General features: G+C 57.0%; 21 protein-coding genes. 7 read left to right on the top strand and 14 right to left on the bottom strand.

What is annotated here, in order from left to right; genetic code table 11:
- Positions 1–15 precede the first annotated feature (15 nt).
- The 3 genes from M2394_RS02755 to M2394_RS02745 all read left to right on the top strand — a co-directional run bounded on the left by M2394_RS02755 (position 16) and on the right by M2394_RS02745 (position 2,040).
- Entirely contained in the window at positions 16–1,050 is a 1,035-nt protein-coding gene (locus M2394_RS02755; protein WP_178920510.1) for a methionine synthase, read from the top strand.
- A gap of 96 nt (positions 1,051–1,146) precedes the next feature.
- Positions 1,147–1,653 (top strand): flavin reductase family protein, encoded by a 507-nt coding sequence (locus M2394_RS02750; protein ID WP_259171537.1) that lies wholly within the window; start codon positions 1,147–1,149, stop codon positions 1,651–1,653.
- 75 nt (positions 1,654–1,728) lie between these two features.
- On the top strand, positions 1,729–2,040 hold the full coding sequence (locus M2394_RS02745; RefSeq protein WP_178920508.1) for a hypothetical protein: 312 nt from the start codon (positions 1,729–1,731) through the stop codon (positions 2,038–2,040).
- Positions 2,041–2,089: 49 nt separating this feature from the next.
- Here the strand turns inward: M2394_RS02745 and M2394_RS02740 are convergent, their stop codons facing one another.
- Complete coding sequence (locus tag M2394_RS02740; RefSeq protein WP_259171536.1) at positions 2,090–2,986, bottom strand: phospholipase D family protein; 897 nt, start codon at positions 2,984–2,986, stop codon at positions 2,090–2,092.
- A gap of 188 nt (positions 2,987–3,174) precedes the next feature.
- On the opposite strand from M2394_RS02740, the gene M2394_RS02735 reads away from it, so the two are divergent.
- The gene (locus M2394_RS02735; RefSeq protein WP_259171535.1) at positions 3,175–3,867 is read left to right on the top strand and encodes an alpha/beta fold hydrolase; all 693 of its coding nucleotides are present in this window, start codon (positions 3,175–3,177) and stop codon (positions 3,865–3,867) included.
- A gap of 12 nt (positions 3,868–3,879) precedes the next feature.
- On the opposite strand, the gene M2394_RS02730 is transcribed toward M2394_RS02735, so the two are convergent.
- The 10 genes from M2394_RS02730 to M2394_RS02685 all read right to left on the bottom strand — a co-directional run bounded on the left by M2394_RS02730 (position 3,880) and on the right by M2394_RS02685 (position 10,390).
- Complete coding sequence (locus tag M2394_RS02730) at positions 3,880–4,500, bottom strand: LysE family translocator (protein ID WP_259171534.1); 621 nt, start codon at positions 4,498–4,500, stop codon at positions 3,880–3,882.
- 101 nt (positions 4,501–4,601) lie between these two features.
- Positions 4,602–5,330: a hypothetical protein gene (locus M2394_RS02725; protein ID WP_259171533.1), complete on the bottom strand. Its 729-nt coding sequence runs from the start codon at positions 5,328–5,330 to the stop codon at positions 4,602–4,604.
- A 37-nt stretch (positions 5,331–5,367) separates the two neighbouring features.
- Positions 5,368–5,778, bottom strand: coding sequence for a fosfomycin resistance glutathione transferase (gene fos, locus M2394_RS02720; RefSeq protein WP_259171532.1), 411 nt, complete (start codon positions 5,776–5,778; stop codon positions 5,368–5,370).
- 82 nt (positions 5,779–5,860) lie between these two features.
- On the bottom strand, positions 5,861–6,184 hold the full coding sequence (locus M2394_RS02715) for a hypothetical protein (protein WP_259171531.1): 324 nt from the start codon (positions 6,182–6,184) through the stop codon (positions 5,861–5,863).
- A 52-nt stretch (positions 6,185–6,236) separates the two neighbouring features.
- Positions 6,237–6,761 carry a hypothetical protein gene (locus M2394_RS02710; RefSeq protein WP_259171530.1) on the bottom strand — a complete coding sequence of 175 codons (525 nt, stop codon included), beginning with the start codon at positions 6,759–6,761 and terminating at the stop codon, positions 6,237–6,239.
- Positions 6,762–6,824: 63 nt separating this feature from the next.
- Complete coding sequence (locus M2394_RS02705; protein WP_178920538.1) at positions 6,825–7,412, bottom strand: hypothetical protein; 588 nt, start codon at positions 7,410–7,412, stop codon at positions 6,825–6,827.
- 125 nt (positions 7,413–7,537) lie between these two features.
- On the bottom strand, positions 7,538–8,227 hold the full coding sequence (arsH, locus tag M2394_RS02700) for an arsenical resistance protein ArsH (protein ID WP_178920540.1): 690 nt from the start codon (positions 8,225–8,227) through the stop codon (positions 7,538–7,540).
- Positions 8,228–8,237: 10 nt separating this feature from the next.
- Positions 8,238–8,708, bottom strand: a complete 471-nt coding sequence (locus tag M2394_RS02695) for an arsenate reductase ArsC (RefSeq protein WP_259171529.1) — start codon at positions 8,706–8,708, stop codon at positions 8,238–8,240.
- A gap of 28 nt (positions 8,709–8,736) precedes the next feature.
- A complete protein-coding gene (locus M2394_RS02690; protein WP_259171528.1) occupies positions 8,737–10,020 on the bottom strand; it encodes an arsenic transporter in 1,284 nt (427 codons plus the stop codon).
- 22 nt (positions 10,021–10,042) lie between these two features.
- On the bottom strand, positions 10,043–10,390 hold the full coding sequence (locus M2394_RS02685) for a metalloregulator ArsR/SmtB family transcription factor (protein ID WP_176995922.1): 348 nt from the start codon (positions 10,388–10,390) through the stop codon (positions 10,043–10,045).
- Positions 10,391–10,566: 176 nt separating this feature from the next.
- On the opposite strand from M2394_RS02685, the gene M2394_RS02680 reads away from it, so the two are divergent.
- Complete coding sequence (locus M2394_RS02680; protein WP_259171527.1) at positions 10,567–11,217, top strand: hypothetical protein; 651 nt, start codon at positions 10,567–10,569, stop codon at positions 11,215–11,217.
- Positions 11,218–11,226: 9 nt separating this feature from the next.
- On the opposite strand, the gene M2394_RS02675 is transcribed toward M2394_RS02680, so the two are convergent.
- Genes M2394_RS02675 through M2394_RS02665 form a run of 3 tightly spaced genes read right to left on the bottom strand, consistent with a single transcriptional unit; the run spans position 11,227 to position 13,642 of the window.
- On the bottom strand, positions 11,227–11,823 hold the full coding sequence (locus tag M2394_RS02675; RefSeq protein WP_259171526.1) for a hypothetical protein: 597 nt from the start codon (positions 11,821–11,823) through the stop codon (positions 11,227–11,229).
- Positions 11,824–11,868: 45 nt separating this feature from the next.
- Complete coding sequence (locus M2394_RS02670) at positions 11,869–12,162, bottom strand: hypothetical protein (RefSeq protein ID WP_259171525.1); 294 nt, start codon at positions 12,160–12,162, stop codon at positions 11,869–11,871.
- 46 nt (positions 12,163–12,208) lie between these two features.
- The gene (locus M2394_RS02665) at positions 12,209–13,642 is read right to left on the bottom strand and encodes an MFS transporter (RefSeq protein WP_259171524.1); all 1,434 of its coding nucleotides are present in this window, start codon (positions 13,640–13,642) and stop codon (positions 12,209–12,211) included.
- Positions 13,643–13,769: 127 nt separating this feature from the next.
- Here M2394_RS02665 and M2394_RS02660 point away from each other — a divergent pair, with 127 nt between their 5' ends.
- Complete coding sequence (locus M2394_RS02660) at positions 13,770–14,399, top strand: metalloregulator ArsR/SmtB family transcription factor (RefSeq protein WP_218647008.1); 630 nt, start codon at positions 13,770–13,772, stop codon at positions 14,397–14,399.
- 83 nt (positions 14,400–14,482) lie between these two features.
- On the top strand, positions 14,483–15,433 hold the full coding sequence (locus M2394_RS02655; protein WP_259171523.1) for a DUF4238 domain-containing protein: 951 nt from the start codon (positions 14,483–14,485) through the stop codon (positions 15,431–15,433).
- The last annotated feature ends 185 nt before the right edge of the window (positions 15,434–15,618 follow it).

The following is a 15,618-nucleotide window of genomic DNA, read 5'->3' as shown; positions in this document are numbered from 1 at the left end:
ACAAGGTTGTTCATGATGAAAAAGTTGTTACCTACTTCAACCGCTGGCAGCTTGCCTAAACCGTCCTGGCTGGCAGAACCTGAAAAACTCTGGTCGCCTTGGAAGTTGCAAGATGATGAGTTGGTTGAAGGCAAACAAGACGCCCTGCGTTTGGCGCTGCAAGAGCAACAGCAGGCGGGCATTGATATCGTCAGTGACGGCGAGCAAACACGCCAGCACTTTGTGACGACGTTTATTGAACACCTCAGTGGCGTGGATTTCGAGAAGCGCGAGGTCGTCAGGATTCGTGATCGTTACGACGCGAGCGTTCCGACCGTGGTGGGCGCCGTTGCGCGTCAAAAGCCGGTGTTTGTTGACGATGCCAAGTTCTTGCGCCAGCAAACAGACCAGCCGATCAAATGGGCACTGCCTGGCCCGATGACCATGATCGATACGCTGTACGACAACCACTACAAGAGCCGTGAAAAACTGGCGTGGGAATTTGCCAAGATCCTCAACCAGGAAGCCCTGGAGCTGGAAGCGGCCGGTGTCGACATCATCCAGTTTGATGAGCCCGCGTTTAACGTGTTCTTTGATGAGGTAAACGACTGGGGCGTTGCCACGTTGGAGCGTGCAATCGAAGGCCTTAAATGCGAAACCGCCGTGCATATCTGCTACGGCTACGGCATCAAGGCCAATACCGATTGGAAAAAGACCCTGGGGTCGGAATGGCGTCAATATGAAGAGGCGTTCCCCAAGCTGCAAAAATCCAGCATTGATATCATCTCGCTGGAATGCCACAACTCCCATGTGCCCATGGAGTTGATTGAGCTGATTCGCGGCAAGAAAGTGATGGTCGGCGCGATTGACGTGGCCAACCATGCCATCGAAACACCCGAGGAAGTTGCCAATACCCTGCGCAAAGCCTTGCAGTTTGTGGATGCCGACAAACTTTACCCGTGCACGAACTGCGGCATGGCCCCTCTGCCTCGTCATGTGGCAAGAGGCAAGCTGAACGCCTTGAGCGCCGGTGCAGACATCGTTCGCAGAGAGCTGTTGAACAGAGGCTGAGCGAACACCGGGGGAGGGCGGTGGAGTTAACCCTCGCCGGCCTTCTTCCGTGCTCACTTTGCCCGTTCGAACGCCACCGACTATTCAAGGCTTTCTATGTCACGTCTCCCTACCGCTATCGAGCCACTGCACTTTCGCGAAGCGCTTGGGCACTACGCCTCCGGTATCACGGTGATTACCTCCCACCTTGATGACGAGCCGATAGGCTTTACCTGCCAGTCGTTCTACAGCGTGTCGATGAGCCCGCCGCTGGTGTCGTTCAGCGTCATGTCCAGTTCGGCGAGCTATCCCAGGATCCGCCAGGCCGGTCGTTTCGCAGTCAACATCCTGTCAGGCGAACAGGTGGGTATTTCCAATCAGTTCGCTCGGCGAGGCACGGACAAATGGCACAACGTGGACTGGCATGCGTCGCCGTTGGGCAACCCGATCATTGCCGGTAGCCTGCACTGGCTGGATTGCGAAATTCATGCTGAACATGCTGCAGGTGATCACCTGATCGTGATTGGTGAGGTTAAAGCGTTGAACCTTCAAAAGCCTGGGGCGCAGCCGTTGCTGTATTTCAAAGGGCAGTATCGGAATATCGCTGCGCATAACGCTGTTTGAGCGCGGACCACACCTTTATCCATCACCCCATTGCAGTACCATTGGCCGACACACGGACGATGGGAAGGTCGCCTGATGGCAAGAAGTGCAAGGCTTCTAAAGAAACTTCATGCTCGACACCTGATTGAAGTCGCCACAGAGGTGGTGGGTAACGACCCTCTGGTCGAAAAACTGTGGGCGCTTGACCCCGCAGACACGGTTGCGTTGAATTCGAACACCTTCAGGTCAGATGCTGTTCGGCGTTACCGTCTGGAATACCTGATAACGCGAGGCCCTGTTCCTGGGCATTGGTTGCACAAGCCCTTCGACCCCGAAGAGTTAACACTGTTTTTCTCGGCAAAAGACTTCGCCGGTATTTGCCATGGCTGGACTTTGTTCAACGATTGACGGCGACAGAACTGGCGCTTAGAACCGTTACGTGTTTAGGGGGCGGTGTTCATCGTGGTGTGGCGGTCTGCTTTGGTGAAGGGGTGGGTAGTGTTTGCAGGCATTGTAAGGCCCAGTATTTCACGGCAGGTAGTACACCTTCGTCGTTAATCACGGTGTGCAACAGCTCAATCATCCTGAGCCGGTGCTGTTTGCTTTTCTTAATGGCCAGCTCCCACACCTGGTCTGGATATCTCAGCGTGGGCCGCTCCGGAATATTGCATTCGATGGTTTTTCCGGACTGTGTCCAGAGCAAGTTTGCGACATAGGCGGGAACGTAGCAGCTGTTGTTGTTCACGGTCTCGATCTTTGAGAAGACCTGCACCAGCCACGGCGCGGCCATGCGCAGCCGGTTGCGAGGCTTGATAGAGGGCTCGAATAGGTCGCTTTCTGCAAGTTCTGGCGGATCGGCTCGCATCGTTACGCCAACATGAGCCGACCACATGCTTTGGGCTTCACGTAGCACATCCTGCGAAATGGTCAGGCTTTTCTCAAAGAGCGCTTCAAACCAGCGCTCCGCCTCGGCAAAGCCCCTCTCGTGGTCGTCCAACTCGTATGCAGCTTCTTCCCAGCCGCCACTGGGCTCTGCTTCAAACCAGAGCCCATTTCGAGAAAAGTTTGCCGACGAGACCAGCGCTGCATGCTCAAACAGGGAAACCTTTGCATGAAGGTTGGGGAGGTGGCGAATCTCTGTGTTCGGCCGCTCAAGAAGCGCCTGGATAACCGTTGGATTGGTGCCGCCAGTCGAGAGGTTGCATAGGATCCTGTACTGCCTGTCGTTTCGAATCAGGCCTTCGGCGCCGTCGCCCCAAAAGGCAACTGCCAGTTTGATAGGGCGCTCGGGGCTCTGTGCCTCGCTCAAGCGCGTGAGTGCGTGGTGTATGGCGCTGGCATTTGCGATGAACATACTCACTCCATGAGTCGGTCAATTGCGGTCGCTTAGAGGCGGACGGGTTTAGCCGCAAGCCTAGACGATCCAGAGCGATTGGGCGTGCCGTGGATTTTAATATAAGCCTGCAGTGACGGAGTTCTACGGCACGGTCACTTGAACGGGCATAATTGCGGTCTGCCTGCCCACTGGGAATCCTGCACCCCATGCAACCGCTCGAATTCACCGTCCCCTTCGAAAACCACACGCTGCACGCTGATACCCTGACAGGCGAACGCAACCCTCATCTGTTTTGCTTTCACGGCGGCGGTACGCGCTGCCGCTCGGTGTTCGCCGACGTGCGACACACTCTGCATGGACAGGGCATTGGCTCCACGGCCCTGGACTGCATCGGTCATGGGCAAACTGGTGGTGTGTTCGCCGACTCTTCCCTTCACCGGCGCGAGCAGCAGGCGCTATCCGTGATTCGGCACAGCGGGGTGCGGCCCAGCGCCTTGATCGGCATCAGCATGGGGGCCTATAACGCGGTGCGGTTGAGTGAAACCCTGGAAGCCCAGACGTTGGTTCTGGTGGTGCCGGGCATCTACACCCCAGAGGCTTACAAGGTGCCGTTTGGCCCTTTGTTTTCGGCGATCATCCGCCAGCACCGCAGCTGGGCCGATAGCGATGCGTGGGATATTCTCAGCCGGTTCAAAGGCCGGCTGCTGGTGATCGCCGGGGAGCAGGACGACGTCATCCCGCTGGAAATCCCCGAGCGGCTGTTGGATGCAGCGACCCACGCCCAAGACAAGGCGTTGCTGGTCATTCCCGACGCGGGCCATAACGGGCTGATGCCGCTCATTCAGCAACAGCCGCAATGGCTCGCAGCAATCACCACGCGTGTGGCATCAAGCGCTTGAGTGCCTTCGGGTTCAAGCCCGGCGCGCCATCAGCAGCACCGTCGCCGCCGCCGACAACAGCCCCGCGCAGCAACGGTTGAAAATCCGCTTGCCACGGGGCTCGGCAAACCAGCGACGCATGTGCAGGCCCATGTAGGCGTAGGCGCTGATGGCGATCCATTCCAGCGCCAGGAACATCGCACCCAACAGGGCGAATTGCGGTGTGATCGGTTGGCCCGGCACCACGAACTGGGGAAGGAACGCGGTGAAGATCAGGATGGCCTTGGGGTTGCCCGCCGCCACCAGAAACTCCTGACGCGCCAACGCCCACAATCCCACCTTGGCCGTAGCCGATTCCGCCTCTGCCTGGGGATTGGCCCGCCACAGTTGAAAGGCCAAATAAAACAGATACGCCGCCCCCAGAATCTTGATCCCGTAGAACAACAGCTCCGAGGTTTGCAGCACCACCGCCAAACCCGCAGATGCCAGCGCGATCATGCCGGCGAAGGCCAGCAGGCGCCCGATACCCGCCACGCACGAAGTGCGGTAGCCGTAGCGGGTGGAGTTGCTCACCGACAACAGGTTGTTCGGGCCGGGCGCCATGTTCAGGGCGAAGCAGGCGGGGAGGAAAAGGGAGAGGGTGGCGAGGTCCATGGCGGCTCCGTGTTCGCGGGGGACGGGGAGCGTTGAGGATAAGGGGAGTGGGGCGGATGGACAATGCGCGTTGGAACACCAACGCGCTCAGCCGTGGAGATTCAGTTTGGGGATGCCTCATCTTTAGTTGCCGGGGTTATCTGTTTGACCAGCCAAAGGCCAAGGTCAGATATGGAGTACGTCACAGGCGCTTTCGTGGGGGAGAATTGAATATCTATTTCTGGTGAGTTGTTGCTGATGAACGAGTCGTTCAGAAGCCCTTTGGCAATAAGATCTGATACGCAAGACTCAATCAACATAGGGTCCAGATCGCTGGGCAGCAGGTCTTCAATTGCACGCGTGGCGAGTGAGAGCTTCCTGCCCACAGAAAACATACCGTTGCCAGTTCCTGCGCCGTGAAGTTTTTGTGCTTCTGAAAGCACCAGGAAATGAATATCTTCCAGATCACGTACGAGGCGAAGGGTTTGAGAGGTCGCATCCCAGTGACTTGTTTTCTGGTTCCAGAGATTGCCCAGGATGGATGCAAAAACTCGGATTTTCTCTTCACTCAGTGATTCATTGATAGCGTTGAGAGAGATGCGCAGTGCAGGGATGAGGTCTGGCGAATCCGAAGGTGTGGAAAGTGGCGCGCGTTTTTCAAGCTCGGCAATGAGCTGGCGGAGTTGTCGCAGCTCAAAGTCCATTGCCTTTTTAGACAGGTAGCGGTCAACAAACCCAAGACCGCTTGAATTCAGAATGACGCACAATGGCGTCCATAGCGGGTGATCGTTCTCATAGATGTAGCCAGTTTTTTCAATTAGCGTTGCATTGTCGAGTTTGGACAGGTCCATTCCTTTTCCCTTAGTCGACGCATCAAAATCGATACAGTCAGTCAAAAAATTCCATACCTGCATACGGCTGGCGTCGGCATTGCTCAAGCCTTGAAGCCAAGCTGCCTACGTGCAGTTCCAGGCGATGCCCATCGGGGTCCAAAAAATAGAACGAGTTGCCCTCGCTCGAATTGGATTTCCACTCAATCACGTTACGAAGCCGCAAGTCAGCGGTGACTGCTTCAAAATCATCTTGCCCCACTGAAAACGCATAGTGGGTGTAATCAGGTGGCTTTTGCGCCGCACGGCTCTCGTCTAACGATAGGCAAAGCCATAGATCACCAAGGGACAGATAAGCCCCCGTGTCCCAGCGCGCAGCCAGCCTGAAACCGGGTAAAGCCACATAAAACTCGATACTGCGAGGGAGGTTCACCACCGCCAACGTAAGATGATTCAAGCCAGTTAACATAAACTTCTATCCAGAGCCAGTCCGCTAGAACGGTTGAGGGTATCAATATCGAGGGGCCTAACGTGCTTAAAGTGCGCTGAGTTCAGCTTGCAGGTAGCTCATCCCACAAGTTGAACGTGTGCTGCTTCGCAGTACCATCAAGTGCCCCGAAGACGAGTTCCACCCTGGTCGTTGGCTTTTGTAGAAAAGCCAACCTTTGAATATGCGCAAGGATAAAGGCGAATAGCGCCTTGGCATCGGCACCTTGAAAGACTGCCTCGCAGTCGCCGCCGTCGATTGCCATGTCGTCGCTATCAAATCGGCCGACGCCACTGCTGGCGAGCTGGGGCTGCAGGTTCTCGATAAATGTGCACCAAGGGCTGATGTCCTTGATGGTATGTGTGAAATACAGGATTAGATATTGCATTGGGCGCCTCCTGTGTCACTGAGGGGGCCCAATATCAAACCGTCACAATGTTTCATTGAATAGAGGTCACGAAGCAGGAATCAACGCCGACAGGGGTGGGCGGGAGAGCATTGACCAGCATGACGGCGTTGTCACCACAGTTGAGAAAAACCAGGAAGTCCCCGGATTCAAACTGGACTTTAAATCCGACTAGCCTGGGCGCCTTCCCGCAAAATGAGTCGAGTATTCCCTCTACCTCACTGATCATCTCGCCTTCGAGGCAAGGTATCGATAGCGTTGCCAGGAGGTCTTCTCTTTTCCAGGCACAGGTCACATCAGGCTCTATCTCAAAAGCAGCGGGTGTGTCGGTGGGATATAAGTCAGCGCCTACACTTTCACCGTCACTCAAGAGGTACATGGATAGTATTTCTTGTTCGCCGAAACGCCACTCAATAGGGTCAATATCTCCTAAGGTTTTTTCATCGGCAAAATAATACTGGTCATACACGAGCCCACTGAGTCGCTTACCTTTCAGCAAACGTGCGTTGTGCAGGTCCTGCGCGGTTCTCGTGAAGGAAAAGGTGCGGCGCAAAGCCATTATTGTCTCCAGGGCTGCAGTCAGCAAAAGAGCGGCCTAAACCGCTCCCCTATTATTTGATGATCAATTTCGCTTGTAACCACTGGTGCGCATCAACTTCCCTGATGAGTCAAACAAAAAACCGACGGTGATATTGTTTTCAACTTCGTAAAGGTAAACGTATCGACCGTCCGGGTTGTGGTTTTCATCAACGGGTGCTCCCAGGCAGCCTTTAATTTGCTCAGACGTTGCCTCGCCTGCCTTATAGTCGCCAATCTTTTTAGGGCAGTTTGCAGAGGCGGCAGCACTGGGTTGTCGCATCTTTTCAATCATAAAGTTCGCGCTACCCAAGCCGGTTTCGCTGAACGTCATCAAAAACGGTGTGCGAGTGCCCTTGGAGTCAACAATCCACATTTCTTGCCATGCTTGAGCACCGGGGGTGCCCTCAGGCTGCCGAACGACGGATTTCACTATTTTTGTTTCCGAGGTAAACGCAGCTTTACCCAGTATGTTTTGCAGGCCAGCTGTTGCATCAGAGACCAGTTTTTCATTCGCCAGTGTGCCCTCACTGGCAACGTTTGGCTTGATGGCTGAGGCCGGCTCCAACTGCGCTGAGGTTTGGCAGCCGGACAATATGAAGGCAAAAACGATGGCGGCGAGCGTTACACGCATTTAATCACTCCCTGACTAAGATGGGCTTACCAGATGGCCTGGTAGCCTTGGCGATAATATCTATAGGCCATTACTGCGTCTAATGCCTGCGCGCAACCGAAAAATACCTATCAATAGGGGCGGCCTCAAATCGAACGCTGATTGACCCGTGCCATCAGTTGCTCCGCCGTTTCCTTGCGCTCCGAATAACGGTCCACCAGAAACGCCTGTTGACCACGCAACAACAGGGTGAATTTCACCAACTCCTCCATCACGTCAACGACGCGGTCGTAGAACGGCGATGGTTTCATCCGTCCGGCCTCATCGAACTCCATGTAGGCCTTGGGCACCGAGGATTGGTTGGGGATGGTGAACATGCGCATCCAGCGCCCCAGCACGCGCAGTTGATTGACCACGTTGAAGGACTGGGAGCCGCCACACACTTGCATCACCGCCAGGGTCTTGCCTTGGGTTGGGCGAACGGCGCCCAGCTCCAGGGGAATCCAGTCGATTTGCGCCTTGAACACGGCCGACATTGCGCCATGACGTTCGGGTGAGCACCACACCTGACCTTCAGACCACAGCACCAATTCGCGCAACGCTTGCACCCTGGGGTGTTCCACCGGCGCGTCGTCCGGCAGAGGCAAACCGCTGGGGTTGAAAATACGCACCTCGGCGCCAAAATGCTCCAGCAGGCGCGCGGCTTCTTCAACCAGAAGGCGGCTGAAGGAGCGCTCGCGGGTCGATCCGTACAACAACAGGATGCGTGGTTTGTGGCCTGATGCTGGCAGGTCTGGGAACAGGCCAGGGTCGAGGTTGGGCAGGTGTTCTGACATGAGGCCTCCTTTAGAGTGTGCCGATTCGATCGAGCTCAGACTTGAGCTGGTCGCGGTTGAGCTGGGCAAAGGGCAGTTCGAGGAAGGCTTTGCAGCGTTGTTCGATGGTCGCCAGTGTCGAGCGGAACGCGGCTTCGATCTGCGCGTCATCGCCGTGCACGTCGGACGGGTCTTCCAGCCCCCAATGGGATTTCAACGCCGGGCCGAAATACACCGGGCAAACTTCGCCGGCCGCCTTGTCGCAAACGGTGACGACGATGTCTGGCGGGTTGCCTTCAAAGGCGTCATTGCCTTTGCTGTGCAAGCCGTCGATCGAGATGCCGGCCTGCTGCAAGGTCGACAGGCTGCGGGGCAATACCTGGCCCTTGGGGAAACTGCCGGCGCTCACCGCTTCAAAGCCAGCGGGGGCCAGGTGGTTGAACACGGCTTCGGACAGGATGCTGCGGCAGCTGTTGGCCGTGCACATGAACAGGACTCGCATGGGGTGCTCCTTTCGCTTGGGGCGGCTATCAAAGGCTCAGGCGCAGGGCCAGGGCCGAGAGGGTGATCAACAGAACCGGAAGGGTCAGCACGGCGCCGACCTTGAAGTAATAACCCCAGGTGATGCGCATGCCTTTGCGCGCCAGCACGTGCAGCCAGAGCAGTGTGGCCAGGCTGCCGATGGGGGTGATTTTCGGGCCGAGGTCGCAGCCGATGATGTTGGCGTAGATCATGGCCTCGCGAACAATGCCCTCCGCGCCGCTGGCCTCAATCGACAGCGCGCCGATCAACACGCTTGGCATGTTGTTCATCACCGACGACAGCAACGCCGACAGCAGGCCGGTGCCAAGGGTGGCGGCCCACAGGCCTTGCCCGGCCAGGTGATCCAGCAGCCGGGCGAGCCAATCGGTCAGGCCGGCGTTCTTCAGGCCGTACACCACCAGGTACATGCCCAGCGAGAACACCACGATCTGCCACGGGGCTTCGCGCAGCACCCGCCGCGTCGAGATCTTGTGGCCCTTGGCGGCGACCGCGAACAGCAAGGCCGCGCAAGCTGCCGCGACGGCGCTGACGGGAATGCCCAGCGGTTCGAGTGCGAACAGGCCGACCAGCAGCATCAACAACGTCCAGCCACCGACGATGAAGGTTGCGCGGTCACGAATGGCGGCTTTTGGTTCTTGCAACGCCTCCAGCGCATAGCACTGCGGAATGTCGCGACGGAAATACACCAGCAGCACCAGCAAGGTCGCGGCGACGCTGACCAGGCTTACCGGCACCATCACCGAGGCGTACTCGGTGAAACCCAGCCCGAAGTAGTCGGCGGAGACGATGTTCACCAGGTTGGACACCACCAGCGGCAGGCTGGCGGTGTCGGCGATGAACCCGGCGGCCATGACGAACGCCAGGGTCGCGGCGGGGGAAAAGCGCAACGCCAGCAGCATCGACATCACGATGGGCGTGAGGATCAGCGCCGCGCCATCATTGGCAAACACGGCGGACACGGCAGCGCCCAGCAGGACGCAGAAGGCGAACAACCGATAGCCGCTGCCTTTCGCCCAGCGCGCCACATGCAGCGCGGCCCATTCGAAGAAACCGGCCTCATCCAGCAACAGGCTGATGATGATCACCGCGATAAAAGTGGCAGTCGCATTCCAGACGATGGCCCATACCGTCGGGATATCCTGCAGCGACACCGCGCCCACGGCCAGCGCGATCAGCGCACCGACCGTGGCGCTCCAGCCAACGCCGAGGCCCTTGGGTTGCCAGATGACGAGTACGAGGGTGAAGACAAAAACAGCCACGGCGACAAACATTGAATACTCACTCGATCAGGGGTCAGCAGCAGGCCGCTTCGCGCACGGGGCGCCCATCCATGTTTTGCAGGCGTGAAGCGTTGCCCTTGAGCCAGCCCGCGTTGGCCTTGGACGTCACGTGCAGAACCTCGTGAACCCACTCGGGCAGGTCTGGATTGAGGCGGTAATAGACCCACTGGCCCTGGCGGCGATCCAGCAATAACCCGCTGCTACGCAGCTGGGCGAGGTGGCGGCTGATTTTCGGCTGGCTGTCGTCGAGCGCACACATCAACTCGCAGACGCACAGCTCACCTTGATCGGCAATCAGCAGGGTGGCCCGCACGCGGGTCTCGTCGGACAGGCTCTTGAAGACTTCGGGAGGTGTGATCATGGCGTACTCGTAACATGTGGATAAACGAATATACGGATATCCATATATTAAGATCAAGTACGAAATTCGCTGAGAGCCTGCCTTTGATCGGTGAGGGGGGGGAGCAAAAAAACTCAGGGCCTTGAATCCTATGTGTCAATCGAGAAAACTCCACCGCACAATTTGAGGAGGCGACAATGCAAGGAACAGCGTTTCAAATCGTGCGAATCGACCAGATCCACGAAATAGTTTCGCCTACCGTGGACGCACTTCTGCTGCCGTTGGGATTCGAAGTTCAAGGCCCATTGTCCTGGGTGCGCAGTGCTGACGCCCCCATCCGGCAGATCTTTCGCCTGGCGCAGTGGAAGGGCGGTGCGCTCGCGCCTTCATGGGGGTTGTCCCTGGATTTTGTCCCGCACCTGTCCGGCAATGACTTCAAGTGGCACAGGACTGTGAAGTCGGCGCGACCTGACCTGACGTTTGATGTGCGTGATCGGGCGCTTGATATTTCCTATAGCTACGGGCCCGAAACCATCGCCAAGTGCGCACCCGATATCCTCAGGGCAGTTATTCCAACCGCAGAATCCTTCTGGAACTCGGCGCGTTCGATAGCCGACCTGCCCAGTGCTTTTGAGCGGGTCAGGCAGCATCTGTCGACAGGCGGCTTGGGCTTTTACAACTACACGCAACACCCGCTTGCCTACGCTTTTGTGCTGGCCAGGAACGGCAAGCCCGATGCTGCTGAACAAGAGTTTCAGCGCTACTCACCGCGTCTTTCAGCGGCGGCGCAAAAGAAGCTTCGCACGCTGTTCGTTGATGCAGGGGGTTACCCAGGGGCGAGTGATTAACCGAATGAATCACCCACGTTGAAGCGTCTTTTGAATGGCCTTCAGTACCGCAGCGATGTGCCAGGTTTCAGGTCCGATGGCCGTGGCGCCTTTTGGTTCTGAAACCAATTCAATGTCCGTTGCTATCCCTTCCTCAGCCAGCAAACACTTGGCCTCTTCCAGGTGTCGGTGTATGCCCGTCAACCACTGGCGACCCGTAACCGAAAGGAGAGCGAAGCTCTCGGTGTAAGAGCACGACAGCGTTTGCCGCAACTTGATCACCAAAGCTTTGTCCACACGAGAGAACGTCGGGCACAGCACATAGCTATTGCCGGCGGCAGCCTGCAGATGCCTCTTGTCATACAGGTATTGGTCCACCGTAAAGCAACTGGCTACCGTCTCCAGCGCCCCGGTGTGTACGTCCACTAGGTGCGCGTTGACGCCGACGTAGCAGTACTCGGTTTTGCCGTGAAGCACGCATTCTTCGGTATTGCAGCGCACCACCCAGTAGTCGCGGTTGGCAGAGAGTTCGCAGAACGCAATGGCAAATCGCTCCGGGCGACCCTCTCTGAAGGAGCCTTCATGAAGGTCAAGGACGATAGCGCTGGCTTGTTGTGCGGATAGCATCTGGATACTCAGGTGATCATTTTGAAGGTTAAGGTCACGGAAAACTTACTTCAATTTTTCCACCACCACATTCGTGGCTTCAATTTCGATATCGCCGAAATCACCTTCCAGGATCAGTACGTTGTCTGCAAGGCTGATGCCCTCCAACTCTCCAAGGTCAGCGCGGGCGTGCAAGTTCAATGCGCCAAGCCGGATAGCCAGCTTAAGTCCATCGTCGTTCCAGGCCCTCAACTTGCAACAAGCACCGTCCTGCAAGCTGACGGTCATTTCAAAGAAACGATGGGCTTGGTCAATCGACATCGACAGGATATTGCTTTCTTCCAGGGCTTGAATGTTCATCGGCAGGTCTCGTTCGTTTGACGGCATTCTGCTGGAAACCCACGGGTCAGTGCTGAGAAACCGCCAACTCAGCGCTATCTTCCTTGGCCCGCGTCGCCCGCACCGCCATCACCAGCGCCAACACCGGTGCCAGGGTAAACACCGCGAACAACCAGCGCGCCGCATTGGCGACACCCGCATCGCCGGCTGCGTCGTTGATGCCCGCCATATTGGATATCACACCCGCAAGTGCCGCACCCAGTGCCATAGCAAACAGTTGCAGCGTGGTGATCGACGACGCGGCGGTGTCCTGGTCCTGAGCCGACGCGACTTGCAGGATGCGTGTCAGCAAGTGCGGCCAGCCCAGGCCGATACCGAACCCCACCAGGAACAGCCCAATGCAAATGGGCGCCAGCAGCGTCCACTCACCTGCACTGGTCACCGGCGTGGTGATGGCCAGTATCACCAACCCGGCCACGATCAGCAGCGGCCCTGCAAGGATGGCGCGATGGGCGCCGCGCCCGGTCCAGCCGGAGCTGAGGATCTCCGACACCGTCCAGCCTGCCGCCATCAACGCCGCCATGTAGCCGGCCACCAGCGGTGATTGGCCGTGCAGGTGCTGCAGGAAATACGGCATGAAAATCTCGCTGCTCATGCCGATCACCAGCAGGCAGGTGGTGGCGTAGAGCGCGCAGAGCGGGGTGCTGAATTTCAACGCATCTCGTGGCAGCAATCGCACCGAGGCGCGCGACTCCTGGCGGATCAACAAGAGCACCAGCACGGCACAGGTCGCGATGCCCAGCAGGTTCCAGCTCGGCAGCGGCGAAACGCTGCCCGCACACACCGCCAGCACGGCCGCGGCCAGCAGTATCAACTGCGGCACCGGCAGGCGTGCGGCGGTGGTCGCGGTTGGGTCCCGGGGTGGCAGCGCCCGGCTGGTGAGCACGATGTAGGCCAGGCTTACCGGCACCATCGCGCCAAATGCGTAACGCCAGGCGTCCAGTTCGGCAAACACGCCGCCCACGGCCGGGCCCACCAATGTCGCCACGCCCCACATGCCAGATACCAATGCCATTGCCCGAGGCCACAAGCGTTCTTCGAACACCAGTTGAATCATCGAGTAGCACAAGGCGAGCAAGACCCCGCCGCCCAGGCCCTGGATCGACCGCCCGACCAGCATCACCGGCATGCTCGGTGCCAGGGCGCAGATCATCACGCCCGCCATGAACACCAGGGTCGCCACCGCATAGGCCAGGCGTGGCCCGGTGCGTAGCAGCAGCTTGGAGGTGAGGGCCGAGCCCAGGATCGAGGCCACCACATACAGCGTGGTGCTCCAGGCATACAGCTCCAGCCCGCCGATTTCGGCCACCACCGAGGGCAAAATGGTGGTGGCGATATAGGTATTGGTGGCGTAGAGGGCAATGCCGCCGGAGAGGGCGAGGGAACGGGCCGCGTTCCTGCCGAGGAGCAATTCGCCCCAACTGCTGTTCTGGGTGTCCATCCACAATTCCTTGTCATACGGGCGCTGAAAAGCCCCGATGGTTTGCATGAGCGACAGGCTTGGGTTAATTTGCCAAGCAATTGCTTTGAATATTGCGGCGGGGCTAAATATTTTGTCAAGAAATGACTTGGAAAATTCATCGGCGTCTGCGGCAGACCGTGTATTGCACCTGCTCAAGACCCGTGGCCCGCAGCTGGCCGCCGATGCGGGCGTATTTCTAGGCACCAGCGGGGAGGCTGCGCGCCAGCAACTGGTGAAACTGGCGGCCAGCGGCCTGGTGCAAGCCACCTCCGAAGTGCGAGGGGTGGGACGCCCGACCCAAGTGTGGCAACTCACGGCCCAGGGGCATGCACGCTTTCCGGACACCCATTCGGACCTGACCCTGCAACTGCTGCAGACCGTGCGAGAAACCTTTGGCGAGGCTGCCATCGATCGCCTGATCGACGTGCGCGAGCGTCAGACCCAGGCCCTGTACGAGCAAGAGATGGAAGGGTTGACGGACCTGAAGGCACGGGTCGAACGGCTGGCCACGCTGCGAACCCGTGAAGGCTATATGGCCGAATGGAGCGAACAACCCGATGGCGCCTTGATCCTGGTGGAAAACCACTGCCCGATCTGTGCAGCGGCCACGGCATGCCAGGGCTTTTGCCGGGCGGAGTTGCAGGTGTTCGAGCAGGTGTTGCAAGCCAAAGTGGAGCGGGTGGAACACATTCAACTGGGGGCGAGGCGGTGTGCTTATCGGGTATGCCCGGCCTGAGTGCTCTGTGGCACGTTAATGGTGTTTCTCCAGTAGCCGTGACATCATTGGGCCATTACTTGGCCTAGGATACGTTAGTACTCATGGAAGAAAAAATTCGTCAACACTATGTCAGCAGATTTTATCTCGATAGCTGGGCTACCCAAGATTCGAATGGTGATTCATGGATCTGGGTCCACAACAAAAAAGATAAAAACACTTATAAAACAGCTAACTTAAAGAAGGTTGCCCAGCAGAATAGGTTTTATCGGGTTGAGATTGATGAAGTTGTCTGGGGGATGTTGAGTTACTACTTCGCTCCTTTGCAAGGTGAGCCGTTTGTGGCTGAGATGTTACACAAAATAAACCAGTTGCGTTTGGTGAATGCTTATAGAGTTTCCGGGCTTGAAAGGCACGAGAAGTTGGCGCCTCTGGAAACAAACTTTCTCGAGGATATGTATTCCGCATTGGAAAGTGAGTTTGCATATACCGTTGCTGCAATGAGTGCTAGGCCTGAAAATATGAATGTCGCAGTTGAAGAAGATGCTGAAAGACATCACGACAACTTGTTAAAGTTGATAGCGAGTCAATATTTTCGTACGCGACGCGCCCGAAAGGCAGTTATAGATCTAACGAAAGATATGTATCTGGAAAGCGTGAATGGGACGGAAAAGCTCACGCCTGTTCAGGTAGAAACTGTGACCAAGGTTATTCTTTTTGTTGAGTCGATTAGGCTCGCAAATAATTTTATTAGAACTGGTTTTACGCTTTCGCTGGATCACAATGCAAGTGATCTGGATCTTGTGACCAGCAGCAATCCGGTGTGGGGGAATGTGGAGGATCGAGAAGAAAAAGAAGATGTAAGCTCCTTTAAGGCGGTTATGCCCCTTGCGCCAAAAGTGAATCTGCGCCTTTTTAAGTCGGACAATACTGACAGTGTTTTTCAGTTTAATAGTATTGATCGGGACGTAGTGTATCGGCAGAACAAGCTGATCGCGGAAGCTTCCGACCTGGATGTCTATGCGACTACGAAACAGCAACTAAATATGTTCTAGCTTTCGTGGCTTGCACCGATGAGGCACCGCCCACTTAGGCGGTGACTCATAGTTGTTTGTCGTAGGTTTTCATTTAGTGCTTGTTGCATCCTCGCCATACCTGCAGATTTGGCTGTGGTGGGGGCCTGCTACCCGCTAGGGAGCAATGCTTATGGAAATGAGATCGGTATTGAAGAAAATGCTTC

The organism is Pseudomonas sp. BIGb0164, assembly GCF_024810135.1.
In the GTDB taxonomy this organism is placed as follows: domain Bacteria; phylum Pseudomonadota; class Gammaproteobacteria; order Pseudomonadales; family Pseudomonadaceae; genus Aquipseudomonas.
The sequence above is the reverse complement of the archived record's forward strand: the minus strand, read 5'-3'. Positions and strand labels throughout refer to the sequence as shown.